Source organism: Kushneria halocnemicola (genome assembly GCF_965650455.1).
In the GTDB taxonomy this organism is placed as follows: domain Bacteria; phylum Pseudomonadota; class Gammaproteobacteria; order Pseudomonadales; family Halomonadaceae; genus Kushneria.
The window spans coordinates 2,478,539-2,501,784 of sequence record NZ_OZ287968.1 but is presented as its reverse complement, the minus strand read 5'-3'; the positions used below and the strand labels follow the sequence as shown (position 1 = coordinate 2,501,784).

Genomic DNA, 23,246 nt, shown 5'->3' with positions numbered 1-23,246 from the left:
GTTGTGCGCCATGCTCACCCGAAATCAGCGCCCGTGTCACTTCCCCCGGACAGTGCAGACCGTGGTATTCGAATCGAAGGGGTTATCCGGCAAGCGTCCAGTCAGCGGCCTTGCCCATGGCGCTCATCGGCAGCCGGTCGCCAAGGGTGAACGCCGCGGGGACGGCCGGCGTCATCAGCTGCGTTCGGCACCAGTCATGCAGGGTCTCGGTCAGTGCAGAAGGGTCGGTGTTGTGCGCCGGCACGACAAAGGCCTTGAGGCGATCTCCTTCCTCACCTGTCATCGGTCGTACCAGCGCGCACCTGACGCCCGGATGGGTTTCCAGAAGCCGTGCGACCTGCTGCGGCTGAACGTTGATGCCGCCAATCTGAACGACCCCGTCGATGCGCCCGCATGGATAGTAGTGGCGCTCATCCTCCCACTGGAGATGATCGGCAAGCGTTGCCACTGCGTGCGTGTCACGATCGATGAGCCGGTGAGCGTTATCGCCGCGCTGCCAGCGTGGCAGCAGGGCATAGGGCGCCTGCGATGAGCAGCGCACGCCGATGCCGCCGGTTTCAGTGGCACCATGAATTTCCACGATGTGGGCAAGGCCCTGCGCCTTCAGGGTCTCCAATACGGCTGCCTCGCAGGGGCCGGTCGAGGTCAGGCCGATGACGCCGGCCGGAAAGCCGGCCTCCTGGCGGGCCAGCAGCTGCCAGATAAAGGGGTAGCCGACGATCAGGTCGCCGGATTTGAGGCGCCGGCTCTGTATCATCGCCAGTGCCTGATGGCCGTGCACGGCTTCGAGCCCGGCGCGTTCGGGCAGCATGATGCCAAACAGAAAACCATAGATGTGATGGGGCAGTGCCGGAACGATCACACGCTCAATACCTCCCTCGATGAGGGTGGCCAGAAGCGTTCTGAAATGGTCGCACTCGGCGGTCAGCGTCTGCCAGCGGTGCATGCAGCGCTGCGGCGCGGCGGTGCTGCCGGAGGTGTAAAAGGCCAGATCGCGCGTGCCCTCGGCGCGAATGGCGGTAATCACCTTTACCCAGCCGCCCAGCGTGCGATGACGCAGAAGATAGTCATCCAGACCGCTTTCATGCAGGCGAAAGACGTTGCTGACGGTGGTGGCCAGACTCAACAGCTCCATCGAGTCCACGCCGATGGCCGCTTCCGCGCTGTCTTCACCATGCTGAAGGGGCGTACCGGCATGCCATTCGTCGTGGCGCCGCACAAAGGCCGTCTCGCGACGCAGCGTTTTCAGCTCCTCATCGATCAACGCGACAAGCATCGTCAGCACGGCCGGAGGAGACAGGGTAAAGGTGTCCATGAGCGCTCCTGCGTTACAGGGAAAAAACAGGCATCAGACGCGTTTGACGAAGACCCAGTAGCTCTCGCCGGTCAGAGCCTTTTTCATGTGCACCTTGACGCGCGTCGGCGCCATTTCGTAGTCAAAGGTGTACTCGAAAATGGCGCTGAGATTGCCGTTTTTGACCCCCTCATCGAAGCGGCCACGAAACTCGGGCCGGTTGGTACAGGGCGCCACGTCGCGAAAGAAGTTGTGCCCGATCACGCGCTCCGGCGAACGGCCGGTGATTTCTCCCTCGGCGGCGTTGTACTGAAGTACCCTGCCGCTGGCATCGAGCTGAATAGCGCCGAAGGCGAGATCGTTGATCTGCGCATCGGACATGCCGGCCAGCGTGTTTTCGATATCGTGGGCACCAAATTTGACCATTTCCATGTCGTTCTCCGTATTCTTCCATGAATAAAGGGAAAGACTATCGACCGGTCGTGGCCGAACTTTAGGGCGTTTGAGCTGATCGCGTTAAGGCATTGTCTGATATCACATGCCGCCAGCAACGCGCGGTCGGGAACGCGTAATGGCTGACGCAACCGGTCCCGGCATGGAGTACTCTGGGGGCTTCATCCGCCAAGGACATTGATCGAGTCTCATGCCCGCCAGCAGGAAAGTCACCATTGCCGATATCGCCCGTCATGTCGGGATGACCAACATCACGGTCTCGCGTGCACTCAACAAACCCGAGATGGTCAAACCGGCCACGCGCGAGCGCATCGAACAGGCCGCACTCGAGCTTGGCTACGTGCCCAACGCCTTTGCCCGCGGTCTCAAACGCAGCGACAGCCGCCTGATCGGGGTGGTGACGGCAAGCCTGGATAACCCTTTCTACGCCGAGATGATCAAGGCGATCTCGCGCCACGCCAAGCAGCATGACTACGCCATCATGCTCTTTGACACCGACGGTGATCCTCATCTTGAGTCCACGGCCATCGACACGCTGTTGAGCTATCAGGCCGCCGGGCTGATTCTTTCGCCGGTCTCCGATGAGCCCGACTATCAGCCCGACTATCTGGCCCGACTCAAGGCCAGCGATATCGCCGTGGTGCAGCTCGATCGAACCCTCCATGACAGCGGCTTCAGCGCGGTGGTGCTGGATAATCTCTGGGCCGGGGAGCGCGTGGCGCAGTATCTGCTGGAGAAGGCGTTGACAGCCCAGCGTCGCACCGAGCGGGATCGCCTGCTGGTGGTGGCCGGCCCCGAGCACTCGCGCATCACGTGTGAGCGCCTTGAGGGCGTGCGGGAAGCCTTGGGCGCTCAGGCCGGCGAGGTCACCATTGATGTGCTGTGGGGGGACTACACCCTGGCACCGGCCGTTGATCAGGTGCGCGACTATCTCGGCCGCCACGGCGTACCGCGGGCGATTTTCGGGCTCAATCAGCTGATCACTCTGGGGGCGCTCAAGGCGCTGCGGGAAGCCGGTATCGATCGCGATCAGACCTGCGTGGTCGGCATTGACCGGCTGCCCTATCTGGAGATTTTCGATATTACCGTGCCGTGTGTGGTGCACGATGGTTACCGCGCCGGCGCTCAGGCTCTCGAACAGCTGCTGGTGCAGATGCGCGACCCGCAGGCCGCGCCGTGTACGCTGACCGTGCGCGGCGAACTGGTGACGTGACAGGGAAGGGCGCCGGCCCGGACAGGCTGTGCGAACGGTTTCTTCGCCCTCGACCCCGGCGGCGCTTTATCATGAAGACACTCAGGTGCTGCGGGGTGACCAAATGCCCTTTTGACCCAGTCCCCGGGCGGCGCTATACCTGGCCCATCATCGATAGAGAGACCCCATCTCAAGGAGAGCCCATGCCGGCCCAGTTTCCCCAGGCCCGTCTTCGTCGCCTGCGCTCAAGCAGCGCCCTGCGCGACATCGTGCGGGAGACCTCGCTCAAGGCAGAACACCTGGTCTATCCGATCTTCGTGGAAGAAGACACCGACGAGTACACGCCCATTGAGGGCATGCCCGGCCAGTCCCGTATACCGGAAAGCAGACTCGGTGAGGAAGCAAAACGCCTGAGCGCGCTGGGGCTGAAAAGCATCATGCCGTTCGGCATTTCCCATCACAAGGATGAGACCGGCAGCGACGCCCTGAAGGAAGACGGCATGGTGGCGCGCATGGTGCGCATCATCAAGGAAGCCGCGCCGGAGCTGGTGGTGATCCCGGATGTGTGCTTCTGCGAGTACACCAGCCACGGCCACTGCGGCATTTTGAAGGGCAACACGGTCGACAACGACCTGACCATCAAGAACCTCGGCATTCAGGCGGTGCAGGCGGCGAAGGCCGGCGCCGACATTATCGCACCATCGTCGGCGCAGGACGGTCAGGTCGCCGCGATCCGCGAAGCGCTGGATGAGGCGGGCTTTGAAGACATTCCCATCATGGCGTATTCCACCAAGCTTGCCTCCGCGCTGTACGGCCCGTTCCGTGAAGCTGCCGGCACCGAGCTGAAAGGTGATCGCAAGACCTACCAGATGGACCCGATGAACCGTCGCGAGGCGCTCAGAGAGTCGCTGGCCGATGAGGCCGAAGGCGCGGATTTTTTGATGGTCAAACCGGCGCTGGCGTATCTGGACATCATGGCCGACATCCGCCGCAACAGCCTGCTGCCGCTGGTGGCGTATCAGGTCAGTGGCGAGTACGCGATGATCAAGTTCGCCGCCGCGCAGGGCGTGATTGACGAATCCGCCGTGGTGCGCGAAACGCTGGGTTCCATGCGTCGCGCAGGGGCCGATCTGATCATGACCTACTTCGCCCCGCAGCTGCTGGAAGAAGGGTTGTAAGCACGGCTTTCCATGAAGGATCGAGACCAGAACCGCGCCTCGGCGTGGTTTTTAGTGTCCGGAGGCCTTCAGGCCGTGCGACGCCACATCGTGACCAGTGGTGCGGTGCCGATTTCGTTAAAAACCAAAGACTTCCTGGGTCACCAGAGCAGCAGCGCCACGGCTCCAGAAATTATCTTCATTGTCGATGTAAGTGCGTATGGGGCCATGGAGTGAATACCTGTTCAGTGCCTCGTTGAAAGCGTCAAAGAAATACTCACCAAGCTCGACCACTTCGCCGCCGATCACAACTGGATCGACATCCGTGACGGCCGTCATGTCGGCAAGATATTTTCCGACCGTATAGCCTGCGTCCCTGACGATTGACAGTGCTCTTTCATCGCCCGACGCAAGACAGGCCAGAAGTCTGTCCAGGCGAGTACGAAAGGGCCATTGCGGATCATCCAGGCCCAGCGTATTCAGCATCCCGGAAATGGAATTTTTGACCTGAAGGCAGCCGTATCGACCGCATTCGCAGCGTGCGCCATGTAGATCGTGACACATGTGGCCGAGTTTTCCGGCCGCCCCGGTATTACCGCGATGCAGTTTGCCATCGAGAATCATTTCATAACTGATCCCTTCACCGACGGCGACAGTGGCAAACGAGGCGTGATTAATGCCCACGCCAAAAAGGGCATGCGCCAGCGCGAAAGCGTGACTGTCGTCTTCGATTTTTACCGGGATACCCAGTTTGTTTCGCAGCATGTCGGCGAAATGAATGTCCTTCCAGCCAAAACGATGGCTTGTTTTACAAACCCCTGTTTCAGCGTCGACAAAAGCCGGAATAGAGACACCTACCCCGATTAGATTCTTGGTGTCTCTTGCCTGGGTCTCCATGAGCTGTGCAATCGCTTCTGCACATATCTGGCACACGGTTTCAGGATCCAGCGATGGCAGCGCCTTCGTCAGCTTGTCGATCGGAGCGGTCGACATGTCCGTGAGCAGGCATTCAATGCTGTCGGATTTCAGCTTGATGCCAACGGCCAGGCGTGTGGTGTAGTTGATTCGCATGGGGGTGGGCCTTCGGCCTCCGGCGCTGACCGAGGCGGTGTCTTCAACGACCAGATCTTCTTCCAGAAGATCTGAAACGATGGAAGACACAGTGGCCGGGCTAAGTCCCGTCGATTCAGCCAGAGCGCTTCTGCTTAGCTGCCCCAGCCTTCGGATCTCATTGATGATGAACTTTCTTTTGGCCGCTCGATCGCTGCTTCGACCAATGATTGATTGCTCTCGTTGCACTTATTTTATCCAATGAAAAAAGTAAGTTTCAGGTGATCTCCAGACCTGCGATATGCCTGGTAAGTTGTCACCCCGATTCGCTGGCGAAGAGGAGACTCCCGTCATGAGCAAAGCCAACACACCTGTCACAAGGCGACGCGTCATCCAGACGCTTGGGGCGGGAGCAGGTCTGCTTCTTTGCGGTCTCCGCGCACCGGCGATAGCGAAGTCTCGCAGGCTGGTCATCATCAGCGACCTGAATGCCGCGCAGGCACCTGCGTTCCAGACCATAGCGGCAGAGTTCGGACGTCAGTCCGGCACGGAAGTCATTGTCAATAATATCGCGCATGAAGCCAACAAGACGGCCATTCGCAACTATTTGGTGGCCGATCCGCCCGATCTCTGTTTCTGGTTCTCCGGTCAGCGGATGCGCCAGTTTGTCGGGATGGGGCTTTTTTCGGATATATCCGACCTTGTTGAGCGCGAAGGCATCGACCGGGCGCTGGGTCCGCTGCTCGACACTACCTCCGTTGACGGGCGTCAGTATGGGCTACCGGTCGGCGGTCTGTTCTGGGGGCTTTTCTATCGCGAAGACGTTTTTCGTGAAAATGGTCTAATCCCTCCTGAAACGTTCGAGGACTTTTATCGTACCTGCCACAGGGCCAGGGCACAGGGGCTTGTGCCCATTGCCATGGGTACGAAAGACCAGTGGCCTGCAGCCGGCTGGTTTGACCACATGAATCTGCGCATCAACGGTCTCGAAACGCACATGGCGCTGATGGAAGGCCGGGTCGCCTATTCCGATACGATATTTGACCCGGTTTTCGAGCAGTGGCGAGACATGATTCAGCAGGATTTTTTCCTGGATCACGGCACGTCTTACGCCTGGCAGCAGGCCGCGGCGTTTCTGGCCCGGAAAAAGGCCGCCATGATGGATCTGAGTACCTTCCTGCAAAGTGTGATGCCACCTGGTCAGGAAGGGGAGCTCAAATTGATTCGCTTTCCCACCTACGATGCTTCGGTCGGGCCCTACGAAGACTTCTCCTCCAACTCCATCCATATCCCCCAGCGTGCTCAGCAAAAGGCGCTCGCCAAGGAATTTCTGGCCTACTTCTATCAGCCGGACGTTCTGGCAAGATTTTTGGCCCCCATCGGTACCGTGCCGCCTCGCAATGATATGCCCGTGCCCGACGATCCGCTGACAAAAACGGCTACGGAACTTCTGCGAACGTCCGCCGGCAGCGCTCAATATTTTGATCGCGACACCCATCCGGCCATGGCATGGGCAGGGCTCAAGGGGTTTCAGAAGTTCAGTGTCTATCCATCACAGGGGAAGGAAATTCGACAGGAGCTGGATCGCATTCGTACTCGCGTGATGACTTCAACCTGAGTCTCTCAAGCACTCTTTTTAATATCGGCTAACGACATGGGTATCTATCGTGATGACCATATGGCGACGTAATCGGTCCTGGCTCTGGCCTGCTTTTTTTATAGCCCCCGGCATCATTTTGTTCGGGATAGTCATTGTGGGGTCTTCCGTTCAAAGCCTCTGGATCAGCTTTTTTCAGTGGGACGGCTTTGAGGAAATGCAGTGGATCGGGCTCGGTAACTATATCGAGATGCTCGACGATCCCCAGTTCTATATCTCGTTGCGCAACAATATTATCTGGCTGGCTGTGTTCATGCTGGCACCGCCGCTGGGGCTTTTCTTTGCGCTGCTCATCAATCAACAGATCCGCGGCATGCGAATCGTTAAATCCCTGTTTTTTATGCCCCTGGTGATGTCTCAGGTAGCCGTCGGGGTGGTCTTTACCTGGTTTTATGATCCCTCAAGCGGATTGTTGGCGCTTTTTTTCGAGGCGATGGGTGCCACTGCTCCAGCACTTCTGTCCGATCCCAGATGGGTCACGCTGGCCGTCGTGTTCGCGGCACTGTGGCCGCAGGTTTCCTTCTGCGTAATTCTGTTCATGGCGGGTCTCAACAATCTGGATGAAAGCCAGATCGAGGCGGCGCGCGTGGACAATGCCAGGGGCTGGAAAATGCTGTGGCACGTCATCCTTCCCCAGCTTCGACAGGTCAATTTCATTGCGATCGCCGTCACCGTCATTGGTGCCCTGCGGTCGTTTGACATGGTTTCGGTAATGACCTCCGGCGGCCCCTTCGGCTCCTCTGATGTGCTTGCCTATCAAATGTACAGCCAGTCCATACAGGCCTATCGCTTTGGATACGGTGCGGCCATCGCCAGCGTCCTGTTCGCCATCATGGTGGTATTTATCAGCTGGTACCTCTGGAGAATGCTGCGCATGGAAAAGGAGGGCGCGTAATGTATCCCCGACAGATTGCAAAAGACGATGTCCTGAAAAAGTATCTCTATCTTGCGGCGGTAACGTTCGTTCTCATCCTGTGGCTTTTGCCTCTGGGGGCGGTCATTTTGACGTCTGTCAGGCCGGCCTCCGATGCTGCTGTGGGCAACTACTGGGGATGGCCCTCCGGGTTTGATCTTGTCAAGAACTACACGGAGGTGTTCACCGAGACGCCGATGGGGCGGTATTTTTTTAACAGCCTTGTGATCACGATACCTTCGGTCATCGGAGTTCTGGTGCTAAGCACCCTGACGGGCTATGTGCTGTCACGCTATCGCTTTCGCGGCAATACGCTTTTGTTTGCCATTTTCATTGGTGGCAACTTCCTGCCGTTTCAAATCATGATGATCCCGGTTCGCGACCTGACGATTTCGCTGGGAATCTACAACAGTTATCTCGCGCTCATCATATTCCACGTGGCGTTTCAGACCGGCTTCGCGACCCTTTTCATGCGTAATTTCATTGTCTCGTTGCCCGATGAACTTTTCGAGGCGGCGCGCTCCGAGGGTGCCTCACCACTGCAGATCCTGATTCATGTGGTTATTCCTCTGGTACGCCCGGCATTGGCAGCGCTGGCCATTCTGGCGTTTACCTTTATCTGGAACGACTACTTCTGGGCGGTGGTGCTTACGCCGAGTGATGCTGTCAAACCGGTAACGGCCGGACTCGATAATCTCAAGGGCCAGTATGTGGCCAACTGGAGCCTGATTTCCGCAGCCACGATCGCTATCGCGATTCCACCGGTGGTCATGTTCTTTTTGATGCAGCGCCATTTTATTCGCGGATTAACGATGGGCGCCGTGAAGGGATGACCACGGAACTGAAGTGGCCATTACGGTATATCGACGGGAGCGAGAAGGCATGAGCAATCTGGAAATCAAAAATATTTCGAAGTCCTATAACGGACGCGAAGTATTGAAAAATGTTGGTTTCAAGTCATCGCAAAAGGAATTCATCGTTGTCGTGGGGCCTTCCGGGTGTGGCAAGTCCACGCTGCTTAAAACGATTGCGGGCCTGTCATCCGTAAACGATGGCCAGATACTGATCGGGGAAAACGATGTGACCCGATCCGAACCCGGCGATCGGGATATTGCCATGGTGTTTCAATCCTATGCGCTCTACCCCCACATGACCGTGGCAGAAAACATGGGATTTGGCCTGCGAATGGCGGGCCGACCAAAACACGAGATCAAGGAGGCGGTCGATAATGCAGCCAATATTCTCAAGATCTCCGATTATCTCGACATGCGCCCCAAACAGCTTTCCGGTGGCCAGCGTCAGCGCGTCGCTATCGGGCGGGCCATCACCCGCTCCCCCGCGGTCTTTCTGTTCGACGAGCCACTGTCCAACCTTGATGCAGCGCTGCGTACGCAAATGCGTGTCGAGATTGGTCAGCTCTACCGCCGCCTCGATGCCACGATGGTCTACGTGACGCACGATCAGGTGGAAGCGATGACAATGGCCACGCGTATCGTGCTGATGAACAGTGGCGTCATCGAGCAGGTGGGATCGCCAATCGAGCTTTATGCCGATCCCGTCAATCGTTTTGTAGCCGGATTTCTGGGATCGCCCCGGATGAACTTCATCAAGGCCAGAGTCACCGATGTAAATGATGGGCAAATTGTGGTCGCCCTTGAAGGTCTTGATGACATTCGTGTTGCCAGAAAACAGGGGGTTGGCGTCAGCAAAGGGGACACGGTAACGCTGGGAATTCGTCCCGAAGAAATCTCGGTCGGACGTCAGCGCCGCCACCAATTACCGGCCAGAGTGGAGCTGGTAGAGCAGCTGGGCAGGGAAGTGATTGCCTACGTCGATACGGGCAGCATCAAGGCCATCGAATCCGAAAACGGCCTGGGGCATCTGACCATTCAGGTCGATCGAAAATCGACGATGTCGCGAGATGATGATATCGACATCGGCTTTGATGCCGAAGACGTTTATCTGTTCAACGCCGATGGCATGACGATGACACCGGATCGCAATATTGAAAAAAGCCACGTCCATGAGGTCAGTGAAGCATGAATGATAATTCAGAAAGAAAGCTATCGGCCTGGCGCCCGATCGATACGAACACTTTTCTCTTCGGGGTCCCTCATTATCCTGAACACGTCGAGGAGACTTACTGGAAGCAGGATGCTGAAAGAATGGTAGCGTGTGGTTTCAATACCGTTCGAATGGGAGAGTTCGCATGGCACCTGTTTGAGCCGTGTGAAGGCGTTCATGATTTCAGCCTTTTTGACCGGGCCATCGACGTTCTTGCAGAAGCCGGCATCAAGACGATTTTATGCACCCCGACCGCCACCCCGCCTCGATGGTTGACAGCGAAATACCCTGAAGTGCTGCGTGTGGATAAAAATGGTCGACAGATGAGCCATGGCTCTCGACAGCATGCCGACACCATCCATCCGCTGTTTCGCGAGTTTTCACGCCGGATCACGCAAGCCATGGCGGAACACTATCGCGACAATCCCAACGTGATCGGCTGGCAAACGGACAACGAACTAAACACCAGTATGTCCGTGTCCTATTCCGATGCGGCTCGGGCCGAGTTTCAGAGCTTTTGCGAGCGCAAGTATCGGAGCATCGAATCACTCAATGCGGCATGGGGCGGCGATTTCTGGGCAACGGCCTATCGCAGCTTTGACCAGGTCGTTTTGCCGCTTCCCAATGCGCCCGTACACTGCAGCCCCGGTCACGTTCAGGACTATCACCGTTTTCTGGCGCATACGACCATGCAGTTTCAGCGTGATCAGGTTGAAATCCTGCGCCGGACCAACGCCGACTGGTTCATTTTTCACAATATGGGCAAGCTTGAGAACGTTGATTTTCGCAACGGCTTTGCCAGCGATCTCGATTTTGTCGGCTACGATGTCTACCCGTTCCTGCATGAGGAAAAAGCCCGCATCGGAGGGCATGCCTATATGCAGGCAAGTCAGCTCGACCTGTGCCGGGGCTACGCCGGCAACTTCATTGTGCCCGAGCAGCAGTCCGGTTTCGGCAGCCAGGTGGATTTTTCCACTTTAACTCCTGAACCCGGTGAAATGCGCCGCATGGCGTTTTCCTCCATGGCGCATGGGGCTGACGGACTGATGTTCTTCCGCTGGCGTCCGGCCCATTTCGGCGCCGAAATATACTGGATGGGAATTATCGATCACGACAATATCCCCCGGCGCCGATTCGAGGAGGCCAAACAGATTGGTGCCGAAATTCACAAGGTAGCTGAGCACACTCTTGGCACCACCGTGCGTATCGACATCGGCATCGCCAGCGCCGAGTTCGACAATGACATTGCCCATAAAAGCTACCCCATCGGTTTTCCCTCTCCTCATGATGACGCCATCCTGCTGCACCGCGCCTGCTTCCAGCGCGGCATTGCGGCAGGTTTTGTCCATCCCGAGGACGCGCTCGAGCGTCTGAAGGTCTTCTATGTGCCGCACTGGCTCATGTGGAAGGATGAATGGAGTGAACGTCTCGAGCAGTTCGCCAGGGCCGGCGGCACCGTGATCATCGGGGCGCGTACCGGCTCCCGAAATACCGACAACCATGTCATCCGAGTACCGGCGCCCGGCGAGTCACTCACTGCCCTGACCGGTGTGCAGGTCGAGGAGTTTAGCCCGCTCGCCGCACCGGATCAGGGGGCGCTCATGGGCCGCGCGCCGACGCCTCATGGGGAGTTCACCACGACGGCGCGTCCCACGGAGGCCTCACAGCGTCGCTATCGTTTCGAGTTCGAGGGCCAGGAGCTCACCGCCGGTCACTGCTATGAAATCCTCGACCCCTCAAGCGATGTCGACGTGCTGGCCCGCTGGTCCAATCGCTTCCTGGAAGGACGCGCGGCCATAACGCGCCGTCAGGTCGGCGAGGGTCAGATCCTCTACGTCGGCACTTATCTGACCGACGAGCTGGCGGAGCGTCTCACTGACTGGGTCATGGCGAACGGGAAGGTCGAACCACTGATTCCTGATCTTCCGCAGGGCATCGACGTGACCCTGCGAGAGAAGGACGGCCAGAAGCTGTTGTTTGTCATGAATACCGAATGCTTCGAGCAGCGTCTCGATTCCGTGGCCGCTGGAGTGGATTTGCTGACCGATAACCAGGTGGAGGGGTCCCTGACGCTGGAGGGTTATGGCTGTGCCATCATCGATATGTCGTAGTCGTTGCCCCGATATTGCACCGGGCGGGCCTTTTTCCGATCAGCACGCCAGTGCCTGAGCCTCTTTGATAACCTGTCGCGCCCCTTGAAGTGCCCTCAACGGTGTCACCTTCGTCAGGAGATCAGGTTCGCCGCGGCGCAGGGCGTGATCGATGAATCCGCCGTGGTAAGCGAAACGCTAGGGTCCATGCGTCGCGCCGGGGCCGATCTGATCATGACCTGCTTCGCACCGCAGTTGCTGGAAGAAGGGCTGTAAGCACGGCTTCCCATGAAGGATCGAAACCAGAACCGCGCTTCGGCGCGGTTTTTGATGGCGTTGTCTTCGGGCAACCCTGACAGGATGATGGGAGCGGTGCTGTCTACGCTTGTTTTGATCCGAGTGGGCCAGGCTCACTCCGGTTAGTGTGCTCGAAAAAGGCGTTCGGCATCGCCCCGGTACTCCATCCCATAACGGCACAGGTGCTGATCGGGAAGCCGTTTCAGCCATGCGAGTATCACCGCCGCTCACCATCCGAGATGTGTTTACTGCTATACGTTCTGGCAACGCTGAACATTTCCCGGACACTGACGAAGAGACCCATCATGGAAAAGTTGAGAATTGACCTGGTATCCGATGTTGCCTGCCCGTGGTGCGCGATCGGCTATCGTCGCCTGGAGCAGGCACTGGAAACGCTTGATGGCGAAATCGACGTGGCGCTCGTCTGGCAGCCCTTTGAGCTCAACCGGGATATGCCGCCCGAGGGTGAGCCGATTCTGGAACACTTGTGCCGCAAGTACGGCAAGGATGCGGCCACCATGGAGCAGTCCCAGCGTGAGATCATGGCGGTGGCTGAAGAGCTTGGATTGAATTTCCGTGGCGCCGTTGAACGTCGAGCGAACAATACGTTCGATGCCCATCGCGTGCTGGCGTGGGCCGCAACCCAGAACCGAGCGACACCCCTGCAGCTGGCACTGTTTGAGGCCTACTTCGGTGAGGCGAAAAACCCGTCAGCCCCGGAAGTGCTACGCGAAAAGGCGATTGCGGTTGGGCTGGATGGTGACACTGCCGAAGCTATCGCACGCTCTGATCAGTACGCGGACGAGGTTCGAGCGGCACAGCAGCAATTTATGGATGCAGGCGTGAGCGCCGTGCCGGGCTTCATCCTCGATGGCCGCTACCTGATTTCCGGTGCCCAGCCCGCCGATGTGTTGGTCGATGCGCTTCGTCAGGTGGCGGAAGAAAACGCTAATCGCCAATGATCCAGAAGCGCTGACCCTCTCCCAAGACACACCCCTCCCAAATCCGGATAATGGCGGGTAATTCGCCCCGCGCGACACCCGTCACCAATCCGGTTCTGCCTCATGGAAATCAAGGTCAACTATCTCGACAACCTCCGTCAGGAGGCGAAGTTCGATGACTTCACCGTTCTCACCGACCAGCCGATTCGCTACAAGGGCGATGGCTCCGCGCCCGGCCCGTTCGACTACTTTCTGGCCTCGACGGTGCTGTGTGCGGGGCACTTCGTGCGCGTGTACTGCAACGCCCGCGACATCCCGACCGAGAACATCCGGCTCTCCCAGAACAACATCGTCGATCCGGACAACCGCTATAACCAGATTTTCCGCATTCAGGTCGAACTGCCGGACGACATCTCCGAGAAGGACCGCACCGGCATTCTGCGCTCGATCGAGCGCTGCTCGGTCAAGCGGGTGATCCAGAACAATCCCGAGTTCCAGATCGAGGTGGTCGATAACATCGACGAGGACGCCCAGGCGCTGCTGATGGGCGGCACGGCTGGCAAGGACGGCGAAGGGCAGAGCACCTGGATCGAGGGCAAGGACCTGCCGCTGCAGCAGACCATTGCCAACATGACCGGCATTCTCGAGCGCCTGGGGATGAAGATCGAGATCGCCTCCTGGCGCAACATCGTGCCCAACGTCTGGTCGCTGCACATCCGCGATGCGGCATCGCCCATGTGCTTTACCAACGGCAAGGGGTCGACCAAGGAAGCCGCGCTGTGCTCGGCACTGGGCGAGTTCATCGAGCGCCTGTCCTGCAACTTCTTCTACAACGATCAGTTCTTTGGCACCGAGATCGCCAATAGTGATTTCGTGCATTACCCCAGCGAGCGCTGGTTCCAGCCGGGCGAAGATGATGCCCTGCCGGAGGGCGTGCTGGATGAGCACTGCCGGGCGATCTTCGATCCGGACGGTGAGCTGCGCGCCTCGCACCTGATCGATACCAACTCTGGCCGGGCCGATCGCGGCATTGTTGCGCTGCCGTTCACCCGCCACTCGGACGGCGAGACGGTCTGGTTCCCCTCGAACCTGATCGAGAATCTGTATCTCAGCAACGGCATGAGCGCCGGCAACACGCTGGCGGAAGCCCAGGTGCAGTGCCTGTCGGAAATCTTTGAGCGGGCGGTGAAGCGCCAGATCATCGAGCAGGAAATCGCCCTGCCGGACGTGCCCGAGGAGGTGCTGACGCGCTACCCCGGCATCAAGGAGGGCATTGATGCACTCGAAGCCCAGGGCTTCCCGGTGTTGGTCAAGGATGCCTCCCTCGGCGGACGCTACCCGGTGGCGTGCGTGACGCTGATGAACCCGCGCACCGGCGGCGTGTTCGCCTCGTTTGGGGCGCATCCGAGCCTGCAGGTGGCGATCGAGCGCAGCCTCACCGAGCTGCTGCAGGGCCGTAGCTTTGAAGGCATGGACGATCTGCCCCAGCCGACCTTCAACTCGCAGGCGGTGATGGAGCCTAACAACTTCGTCGAGCACTTCATCGACTCCTCCGGCGTGGTCTCCTGGCGCTTTTTCAGCGCTCGCGCGGACGTCGAGTTCTGCGACTGGGACTTCTCCGGCGACACGGCCTCGGAAGCCGAGCGGCTGTTCGGCATTCTCAGGGAAGACGGGCATGAAGCGTATGTGACCCACCATGAGGATCTCGGCGCGCCGGTGTGCCGCATTCTGGTGCCGGGCTACTCCGAGGTCTATCCGGTGGATGATCTGGTGTGGGACAACACCAACATGGCGCTCAACTACCGCGAGGACATTCTCAATCTGCACGCGCTGGAGGACGATCAACTCGCCGATCTTCTGCAGCGGCTGGAGGAGAGCGAGCTCGACGAGCAGATGAAGATCGTCACGCTGATCGGCATCGAGTTTGACGACAACACCGTCTGGTCAGAGCTGACGATTGCCGAGCTGAAGCTGCTGATCAGCCTCGCGCTGGGTCAGTACGAGGACGCCCTCGACCGCACGCAGATGTTTTTGCAGTTCAACGACAACACCCGCGACCGCGGCCTGTTCTATCAGGCGCTCACTGCCGTGCTCGAGATTGCGCTGGATGACGAGCTCGAGTTCGACGACTACTACAAGAACCTCTCGCGCATGTTCGGTGAGGAGAAGATTCTCGCCGCGGTCGGTTCGGTCAACGGCGATATGCGCTTTTACGGCCTCACCGAGACCAGCATGAACCTGGACGGCATCGATCGGCACCAGCGGCTGATCACCAGCTACCAGAAGCTTCACGCCTGGCGCGCGGCGAATGCCGGGCGCTGATTACTGCGTCATCATGTTGTGTACAGCGCCCACTTTCGAGTGGGCGTTTTTGGTTTGGTCGTCGCCACGAGTTTTTCCAAGAAAACGAGTTTTAGGGCATCCTTAATACTATTTAAAATTGTATATTAGGTTTTAAGATAAGTTGGTCAGCAGTTTTTTTCAGAAGTGTATTGGTGCTGGTATTTGTAAAGTGATAAATAATGCTCCACTCCTCTTTGTGTTTTTATCTTTCGTTTTTTGAGTTTTGAATGAGAAGAGCTATGAACTCTGAGCTAATGGCTGCCAAAAAATATGGTTTGTTCTGGTCTCATCATTCAGTGTGGGATGAGGCTTTAGGGAGTAGCTTCGATGGGTTGTATATCTATCAGCCTGATCGGTTTTGGCAACCATTTTGGGTGCTGTTTAATAAGCTTGGTCAACTTAACGACTATTGTTTTAATCAGCTCGTGGCCTCAGAAACTAAGCTGAATGAACTTCGCGCGGCGTATGATTGCGCTGTTGAAAATAAAGCTTCAGGAGCTGAGGTTTTCGATTTTTTTTCGGAGGAAATTCCGATTTGGGAAGACAATATAGCTACTTTTGCAAAAGCTACGCCGATCGTTCTTTTGGCTAGTTTTACAGAATGGGGGTTGAAACACATAGTTGAAAGCCTTTTCGAGGATGCTCCTAAAAAAAAAGAGCGCGGCATAAGTGATATACGGTTTTATGTTCGTTACCTCGTTAACTATGGGGTCGAAATAAACAATGTCGACGAACTTATATTGCAGGTTGATGAGTTTAGGGTGGTGAGGAATAACTTTGCTCACGGAAAATGGAGTAAGCTGGAAGAGGATCTTCACGAGCTTAGTCTTAAAAAAGCATTTACAAGTGTTTCCAAATTGTTTGAAGAAATTGAAGATGCAGCATGGCGTATAAAGAACGTGTTTCCATAGTTGTTTTAGGTAATTTAAAAGCAAGCGATTTAAGCTTTTTGGGTGTTTATATGATTTTTTAAAAATTTCCAATTCGAGTTCAAGTGAAAAAAGATGCTTTGTCTAGGGCTTGTTGTTTGGATGAATGTACATGTCTAACCATCCGATAATTTGGTAAATCTTGAAGCTTAATTAAAGAGACTTGCAACTGTGGAAGCACAAAAATCTGATCGTATAGAGCGTCAAGGACTTGGATTGGTTACAGTACGTGGCGAGGCTTTAGGGTTTGCCGTACGAGAGCAGACTAATAGTGACTACGGGATCGACGCGATTGCTGAATTAATTGACAATGAAACAGCCACTGGGCAGTTGTTTGCGATACAGATAAAGTCTGGTAGCAGCTATCTTAGAGAAATAAAAGATAACTGCTACATCTATCGCCCGGATGCGCAACACGTCGAATACTGGTTAGGACATACACTTCCCGTCATCTTGTGTCTCTGTGATCCTGAGAAAGAAATTATATATTGGGAACGAGTTGCTAAAGACACTATAAAATCTACAGGTAAAGGCTACAAGCTAGCCGTGCCTCAGGTGCAAAAACTTGATAAGGATGCGCGAGAGGATCTGAAGGATATTGTGACGCCGCGCATCGCTTCCAACGATTACACGCTCGTTTCGACTGAGGATATAAGTCACGGTATGGCCAAGCGTTACTCAATTAGAGTTGCCCTTAACCGTCCTATGAGTAAGCCGGAACTGGCAGCGGTTATCAGAGACATGACGGCTAAGACCGCAAAGCGCCGATACTCTAGGAACAAAATGGTAAAAGGTAGGTGGGGTGAAGCCGATGCGCATGTGGTTTCGACCTTTATCTATGGCAGTGCTGCTGATGAAAAAAGAAACAATTACATTTGCCGAAGCCTTTGGATCGACCAAAGCCTTGATGATGAGTACGCGCCGACTCCTTTGATTGGGGAAGATATTGGTGATGGTATCATTGTGAATTGGCAGCAAAGTCCTATGGCTGAGCTTAGTGATAGCCAAGGTGATTTCAATAAGGAACACTATTTAGATCTAACAGATCCAATAGTTAAGCTGGTAATCGAGAGTTTGAAAAATATCGAAAAAGCTCTTCAAAAATGGCAGTCGGGCGCGAGCAGCGAGGCAAGTTTCCTGTCGGAGACTGAATCTTCGCGACAATATCTTTCCAATGCCTATGATATACATGCCGACTTTAGGGAGCCTCCATATGAGTGCCATGACTTACATGAACAGATAGGCATCATGCTGTCTTTTGCACATAATATTGTTTTATACCACACCGAGCGTGGTATCGCATTTTGGGCTAACAATATCCGTCTTCGAATGACTACCTCGGCGCTAGGAAACGCTAGCAAGCACCTCGAGCGCATCAAGTACGAACGTGAAAAAGTTTCGTGGTAAATCCGTAATAATTTATGGTCACGACGATAGATTTTTTATCTCTAAAAACTGCGTGTTTAGCGCCGTTAGCGATTACGGAAAAATATGAACAATCTGGCTACTGTTTATTTGCATTTAGATTTTAACTTGTCGTATGACGATCTTGAGGTTATTCGTGAGTATTTGGAAAATATCGCAAGCCGATATTCATCGATAATTTATCGGCAAGAAATTAATATCCGAGTTGAGCTGCGAGATGGCAGCGTAAAGGCTTGGATACTTATTGCAGGGTCTATTTATATGGCAATAGGCCAATATGGTTCATTTCGCTCAGGAGTCGATCAAATAATAGAAGACGCCAAGTCTGTAAAGAAGTATACGGCTGATACTCTATTAAAGGACGGGGTAGATGAGAAGAGAATTATTGAAGTAAAGAGAAAAAGTTGCTTGCCGGATCAGATTCGACGCCTGTTTTTAAGAATCGATCGATTTGAGAGGCGTATTGCTGATATGCCACCAGAAAAAAGGGTTCGAGAGGCTAACCTTATTGCAAGAGCTGCTGCAAGAATTAGTGATGAATTGGACTATCAAGAAGACCTCGATCAGCTTCTCTCTTGTCTTGATGATCGATTCAAGCCATCGCGTGAGAGATTAGAACTTAAACATCGTATGACTATTAGAAAGGAAGAAGATTTTACTGATATGGTGGCCTTCCCTTATGCAGGTAATGAGCTAATGACTGATCCAGTTCAAGGCCTTAAAACAAAAAGTATTAATGGGAGGTTCTTGCTGAAGTCTGCTCCATCAGCACTACTCCGTAGTAAGTGAGCTTAAGTGTTATCTCTACTAGGGCGGGGCTTTGTGTTTTGATCCGGTGTACCTCGGCAATAAACGCCGTCAGGCAACGCGAGTAGAGCCAAGCTGCCCCGTGGACATTTGCTTCCCTCCAAGACCCTGCCGCCCGAAGCCCCACCCAACCAACAGCCCAACCCCTATCTCGCCGTATATCCCCCATCGATCGGCAGACACACGCCGCTGATCATGGCCGCGCCGTCGCTGAGCAGAAAGAGGATCGGTTCGACCACATCTTCCAGTTCCGCAAAGCGGTGCAGCGGTATGGCCGCGAGCATCGGGTCGCGCTTTTCAGGCGCCGACCACACCTTCTGCGCCATGGGCGTGAGCGTGACGGTCGGGTTGACGCTGTTGACCCGAATCTCATTGGTGCCCCATTCCAGACACAGTGACCGGGTGATGGCGTCCATTGCTGCCTTGGAGGCGCTATAGGCCAGGTGATCATCCAGCCCCACCAGGGAGGCCTGACTCGAGACGTTGACGATGCTGCCGCCACGGCCATCATCGATCATGCCGCGCGCCACGCAGCGTGCCGCCATGGCGGCGGCGCGGGCGTTGGTGTGAAAGACGCTGTCGATGGCCTCGGGCGGCAGGGTCAGTGCCGGCTCCACGTGGGTGATACCGGCGCTGTTGACCAGGCCGTCGAAAGGGCCGTGCTCGGTGATGGTTCGTTCGAGTGCCTCGGTGTCGGTCAGTTCCAGCGCGCAGGTGATGCAGCCGGCATCCTGTAGGGCGGCCAGCGCCTCAGGGTTGCGCCCCAGCGCGACAACTTCGGCATGCTGCTCGCGCAGGGCCAGCGCCACGGCCTGGCCGATGCCGCTGGTGGCGCCGGTGACCAGATAGCGCCGGCCCTTGAGGCCGGCGTATTGCGTGGTAGTCAGGGTCTCGCTCATCGTGTCCTCGCTTACGGTACCAGCAGCACCTTGATGGATTCAGCGGCGGTCGCCATGCGAAAGCCTTCCTCGAACTCTGCCAGCGGCAGCTCGTGGGTGACAATACCGTCGGTGGTGACCAGCCCGCGTGCCATCAGATCGATCGCCACCGGGAAGGTGTGCGGGGAGAGGTGCGCGCCGCGTACGTCGAGTTCCTTGCGATCGCCGATGATCGACCAGTCCACCGTGGTCTCCTTGCCGAACACGCTGAACTCCACAAAGCGGCCCAGCTTGCGGATGATCTCCAGGCCCTGCCGCACGCCGCTGGGCGCCCCGGTCGCTTCGATATAGACATCGCAGCCGTAGCCGCCGGTGAGCTCCTTCACGCGGGCGTTGACGTCATCTTTTGATGGGTTGAGCACCACGTCGGCACCAAACCGTTTGGCCAGCTCCAGGCGCTCGTCGATCATGTCGATGACGATCAGCTGCTTCGGCGTCTTGAGCCGCGCGACCTGCACCATGGCCAGACCGATCGGGCCGGCGCCGGCAATCACCACGGTGTCATCGAGCTGAATGTCGCCGCGATTGACCGCGTGGATGCCGCAGGCGAGCGGTTCGATAAAGGCCGACTGGGCCAGGTTCAGGCTTTCCGGAATGCGATGCAGGCGCGCCTTCGCCGGAATGCGCATGTACTCGGCCATGCCGCCCTCGGCGACCTCGTGCTGAAAGCCCAGAATGTTGTGCACTTCGCACATCCAGTAGTGGCCGCCGTCGCAGTAGCGGCACTTGCCGCACGGCACGATCTGCTCGGCAATCGCCTGATCGCCCACGCGCACGTCAAAGTGCGCCTCCGCGCCCGGGCCCATCTCGATCACTTCACCGAAGAACTCGTGACCGGCCACCACCGGCGCCTTGACCCAAGCGGGCTGGCCGTTGCCGCCCCAGAACATCTCGGCGCCGCCGCGGCACTTCACGTCACTGGCGCAGATGCCGCAGGCGCCGATTTTCAGGATCACTTCCCCCGGCCCGGCGGTGGGGCGCGCGACCGATTCCAGTCGGTAGTCGTTGGGGGCGTGACACACCACCGCCTGCATGGTGTTGGGGGTAGCCGTGGTATCGCTCATGGTCGGACTCCGGTGGCAACGAGGTTTAAAAACAGGTGGCAGGGCTCAGGCATTGCGGCCGCGCCCGATATAAATGGCCAGCAAAATGATGGCCCCCTTGGCGACATCCTGAAGGTAGGGCGACACGCCCATCAGGTTGAGGCCGTTGTTCAATATCGCCAGCAGCATGGCGCCCACCAGGGTGCCGAGAATCGCCCCGCGCCCGCCGGCAATCGCCGCCCCGCCGAGCACCACGGCGGCAATGGCATCCAGCTCGAAACCGGTGCCGGCGTTGGGCTGGCCGCTCATCAGGCGCGAGGTGATGACCAAGCCTGCAATCGCCGCGGTCAGGCCGCTGATGGTGTAGACCAGCAGCTTGTAGCGCGGCACGCGGATGCCGGTCAGGCGGGTGGCTTCCTCGTTACCGCCGATGGCATAGACGTAGCGGCCAAAGGAGGTGTGGTGCAGCACGATGTAGGCGACCAGATAAACCAGCAGCATGATCAGAATCGGCACCTGAATGCCCACCACCTCGCCACGGCCAAAGAACGAAAAGCCGGCCGGCAGCCCGGAGATCGGGTAGCCGCCGGTGTAGATCAGCCCCAGCCCGCGGGCGATGCCCATGGTGGCCAGTGTGACGATAATCGGCGGCATGCGGGCAAAGGCCACGCAGGCGCCGTTGAAGGCGCCAAAGGTCATGCCCAGAAGCAGCCCCATGATGACCGCCACGGTGGGCGGCCAGCCGCCGGCCATCAGCCCCGCCATGATGGTGCCGGACAGCGCCATCACCGGCCCCACCGACAGATCGATCCCGCCGGTGAAGATCGCAAAGCTCATGCCCACCGCGATGATGGCGATGATCGCCCCCTGGCGGGCGACGTTGGTGAGGTTGTTGGGCAACAGGAAGTTGTCATTGACCAGCGCCATGACGATGAAGACGGCGATAAACCCGACCAGCGGAAAGAAGACCGGCGAGTGCACCAGCCGTGACCACCGCGAGCGGCGCTGGCGCCGGGGTTTGGGGTTAATCGCTGAGGTGGAGTCCGGGGTGGTCATGAGGCGCGCTCCAGACGGGCCGCCGGTTCATCCGTGGCCCCCGTGGGGTTATCCAGTGATATCTGGCGGGTGGCGTGGGTCATGATGGTGCCGGCATTGATCTCGTCACCGGCGAGCTCGGCCACCACGTGGCCGTGGTTGAACACCAGCACCCGGTCGCACAGCCCGGTAATCTCGGGCAGCTCCGAGGAGATCATGACAATCGAGATGCCCTGGGCGGTGAGCGTTTTCATCAGCGCGTAGATCTCGGACTTGGCGCCCACATCGATGCCGCGGGTGGGCTCGTCAAAAATCAGTACCCGGCAGCCGCGTTCCAGCCAGCGGGCGATCACCACCTTTTGCTGGTTGCCGCCGGAGAGCGTACCGACCACGGTGTCGCTGCCGGGCGCCTTGACCCGCACCCGGTCCATCAGCGCCTCGGCCGCCTCACGCTCGCGGCGCCGACTGATCAGCCCGGCGCCGGTGTGAAAGCGTGACAGATGGTTGATCGAAATGTTGTCCGCGCAGGTAAAGGGCAGAATCAGCCCCTGCTGCTTGCGGTTTTCCGGCAACAGCCCGATGCCGCGCTTAAGGGCATCGGCGGGGGATTTGAGCGTGACGTTCTGACCCTCAAGCTGCATGTGCCGCTCGGTGACCGGATGCGCGCCGATCATGGCCAGTGCCATCTCGCTGCGCCCGGAGCCGACCAGCCCGGCAAAGCCCAGAATCTCGCCGCGCCCCAGCCGGATGTGGTCGGTATGTTGGCGTCCGGCCATGCGAATCTGCGCCTCGAGCACGACGTCACTTGTCTCGGGGGCGGGTTGGCGCTCGGGGAAGATGTTGTCGACCCGTCGGCCGACCATCATCTCGACCAGTGCGCCGGCATCGGTATCGGCGACCTCGAGCGTGGCGACGTATTCGCCGTCGCGCAGCACGGTAACGCGGTCGCAGATCTCGAAAATCTCTTCCATGTGATGGGAGATGAACACCATCGCCACGCCCTGTTCGCGCAGCTGGCGCATGATGGCAAACAGCCGCTCGACCTCAGTAGGCGTGAGCGGGGCGGTGGGCTCATCAAGGACCAGCACGCGGGCATCCAGCGATAGCGCCTTGGCGATCTCGACGAACTGCTGATCGGCCACGCTCAGGTGATGCACGCGAATCTGCGGGTCGATATCGATATCCAGGCGCTCGAACAGGGCATTGGCCTGCCTGAGCATCTCGCCGTGGCGAATCAGCCCGAGGCGGTTGCGCGGCTCGCGGCCCAGGAAGATGTTGTCCACCACGGACAGCCCCGGGATCAGGCTGAACTCCTGAAAGACAATGCCGACCCCAGCGGCGCAGGCGCGGCGGTAGCTCGAGAAGTGCTGTTTTTGCCCGTCGAGCAGGATCTCGCCGCTGTCGGGCTGATGAATGCCGCAGAGAATTTTCATCAGGGTCGACTTGCCGGCGCCGTTTTCGCCCAGCAGGGCGTGAATCTCGCCGGCCTCGACCTGCAGGCTCACCTCATTGAGCGCGCGCACGCCGGGGAACCGTTTGCTGACCTTCTCCAGTGCAAGCAGGGCCATGGGAGCCTCCAGGCCGCGCCGGGGCGCGGCCGGTCAGGGTTGCCGGTGAA

At 57.6% G+C, this 23,246-nt stretch carries 20 protein-coding genes; 13 read left to right on the top strand and 7 right to left on the bottom strand.

Annotation, left to right across the window (positions count from 1 at the left end):
- Positions 1-82 precede the first annotated feature (82 nt).
- Both ACS92L_RS11385 and pyp read right to left on the bottom strand, forming a co-directional pair.
- Entirely contained in the window at positions 83-1,315 is a 1,233-nt protein-coding gene (locus tag ACS92L_RS11385; RefSeq protein ID WP_438764995.1) for an AMP-binding protein, read from the bottom strand.
- 33 nt (positions 1,316-1,348) lie between these two features.
- Positions 1,349-1,726 carry a photoactive yellow protein gene (pyp, locus tag ACS92L_RS11380; RefSeq protein WP_438764994.1) on the bottom strand — a complete coding sequence of 126 codons (378 nt, stop codon included), beginning with the start codon at positions 1,724-1,726 and terminating at the stop codon, positions 1,349-1,351.
- 211 nt (positions 1,727-1,937) lie between these two features.
- Here pyp and ACS92L_RS11375 point away from each other — a divergent pair, with 211 nt between their 5' ends.
- A complete protein-coding gene (locus ACS92L_RS11375) occupies positions 1,938-2,960 on the top strand; it encodes a LacI family DNA-binding transcriptional regulator (RefSeq protein WP_438764993.1) in 1,023 nt (340 codons plus the stop codon).
- Between the two features lie 182 nt (positions 2,961-3,142).
- Positions 3,143-4,117, top strand: a complete 975-nt coding sequence (gene hemB / locus ACS92L_RS11370) for a porphobilinogen synthase (RefSeq protein ID WP_438764992.1) — start codon at positions 3,143-3,145, stop codon at positions 4,115-4,117.
- Positions 4,118-4,234: 117 nt separating this feature from the next.
- Here hemB and ACS92L_RS11365 read toward each other — a convergent pair whose 3' ends face one another.
- On the bottom strand, positions 4,235-5,395 hold the full coding sequence (locus ACS92L_RS11365) for an ROK family protein (protein ID WP_438764991.1): 1,161 nt from the start codon (positions 5,393-5,395) through the stop codon (positions 4,235-4,237).
- A gap of 103 nt (positions 5,396-5,498) precedes the next feature.
- Between ACS92L_RS11365 and ACS92L_RS11360 the strand changes: the two genes are divergently transcribed.
- From ACS92L_RS11360 to ACS92L_RS11310, 11 genes are all read left to right on the top strand, one after another.
- Positions 5,499-6,764 (top strand): ABC transporter substrate-binding protein, encoded by a 1,266-nt coding sequence (locus ACS92L_RS11360; protein ID WP_438764989.1) that lies wholly within the window; start codon positions 5,499-5,501, stop codon positions 6,762-6,764.
- A gap of 52 nt (positions 6,765-6,816) precedes the next feature.
- The gene (locus ACS92L_RS11355) at positions 6,817-7,698 is read left to right on the top strand and encodes a carbohydrate ABC transporter permease (RefSeq protein ID WP_438768463.1); all 882 of its coding nucleotides are present in this window, start codon (positions 6,817-6,819) and stop codon (positions 7,696-7,698) included.
- The gene (locus tag ACS92L_RS11350; protein ID WP_438764988.1) at positions 7,698-8,549 is read left to right on the top strand and encodes a carbohydrate ABC transporter permease; all 852 of its coding nucleotides are present in this window, start codon (positions 7,698-7,700) and stop codon (positions 8,547-8,549) included. The genes ACS92L_RS11355 and ACS92L_RS11350 overlap by 1 nt, the downstream gene beginning before the upstream one ends.
- 49 nt (positions 8,550-8,598) lie before the next feature.
- Positions 8,599-9,759, top strand: coding sequence for an ABC transporter ATP-binding protein (locus ACS92L_RS11345; RefSeq protein ID WP_438764987.1), 1,161 nt, complete (start codon positions 8,599-8,601; stop codon positions 9,757-9,759).
- 122 nt (positions 9,760-9,881) lie between these two features.
- Positions 9,882-11,891, top strand: coding sequence for a beta-galactosidase (locus ACS92L_RS11340; protein ID WP_438764985.1), 2,010 nt, complete (start codon positions 9,882-9,884; stop codon positions 11,889-11,891).
- 144 nt (positions 11,892-12,035) lie between these two features.
- The gene (locus tag ACS92L_RS11335; protein ID WP_438764984.1) at positions 12,036-12,146 is read left to right on the top strand and encodes a hypothetical protein; all 111 of its coding nucleotides are present in this window, start codon (positions 12,036-12,038) and stop codon (positions 12,144-12,146) included.
- Between the two features lie 326 nt (positions 12,147-12,472).
- Positions 12,473-13,129, top strand: coding sequence for a DsbA family oxidoreductase (locus tag ACS92L_RS11330; RefSeq protein WP_438764982.1), 657 nt, complete (start codon positions 12,473-12,475; stop codon positions 13,127-13,129).
- Between the two features lie 102 nt (positions 13,130-13,231).
- Positions 13,232-15,430, top strand: coding sequence for an OsmC domain/YcaO domain-containing protein (locus ACS92L_RS11325; protein ID WP_438764981.1), 2,199 nt, complete (start codon positions 13,232-13,234; stop codon positions 15,428-15,430).
- A gap of 260 nt (positions 15,431-15,690) precedes the next feature.
- Positions 15,691-16,362, top strand: coding sequence for a hypothetical protein (locus ACS92L_RS11320; RefSeq protein ID WP_438764980.1), 672 nt, complete (start codon positions 15,691-15,693; stop codon positions 16,360-16,362).
- 189 nt (positions 16,363-16,551) lie between these two features.
- Complete coding sequence (locus tag ACS92L_RS11315; protein ID WP_438764979.1) at positions 16,552-17,787, top strand: DUF4365 domain-containing protein; 1,236 nt, start codon at positions 16,552-16,554, stop codon at positions 17,785-17,787.
- A gap of 84 nt (positions 17,788-17,871) precedes the next feature.
- Positions 17,872-18,594, top strand: a complete 723-nt coding sequence (locus ACS92L_RS11310; protein WP_438764978.1) for a hypothetical protein — start codon at positions 17,872-17,874, stop codon at positions 18,592-18,594.
- Positions 18,595-18,758: 164 nt separating this feature from the next.
- Here the strand turns inward: ACS92L_RS11310 and ACS92L_RS11305 are convergent, their stop codons facing one another.
- Genes ACS92L_RS11305 through ACS92L_RS11290 form a run of 4 tightly spaced genes read right to left on the bottom strand, consistent with a single transcriptional unit; the run spans position 18,759 to position 23,196 of the window.
- A complete protein-coding gene (locus ACS92L_RS11305; protein WP_438764976.1) occupies positions 18,759-19,511 on the bottom strand; it encodes an SDR family oxidoreductase in 753 nt (250 codons plus the stop codon).
- A gap of 11 nt (positions 19,512-19,522) precedes the next feature.
- Positions 19,523-20,614 (bottom strand): zinc-binding dehydrogenase, encoded by a 1,092-nt coding sequence (locus tag ACS92L_RS11300; RefSeq protein ID WP_438764975.1) that lies wholly within the window; start codon positions 20,612-20,614, stop codon positions 19,523-19,525.
- A 45-nt stretch (positions 20,615-20,659) separates the two neighbouring features.
- Positions 20,660-21,649: an ABC transporter permease gene (locus tag ACS92L_RS11295; protein ID WP_438764974.1), complete on the bottom strand. Its 990-nt coding sequence runs from the start codon at positions 21,647-21,649 to the stop codon at positions 20,660-20,662.
- On the bottom strand, positions 21,646-23,196 hold the full coding sequence (locus tag ACS92L_RS11290) for a sugar ABC transporter ATP-binding protein (protein WP_438764973.1): 1,551 nt from the start codon (positions 23,194-23,196) through the stop codon (positions 21,646-21,648). Before ACS92L_RS11290 ends, ACS92L_RS11295 begins: the two co-directional genes overlap by 4 nt.
- Positions 23,197-23,246: the final 50 nt, after the last annotated feature.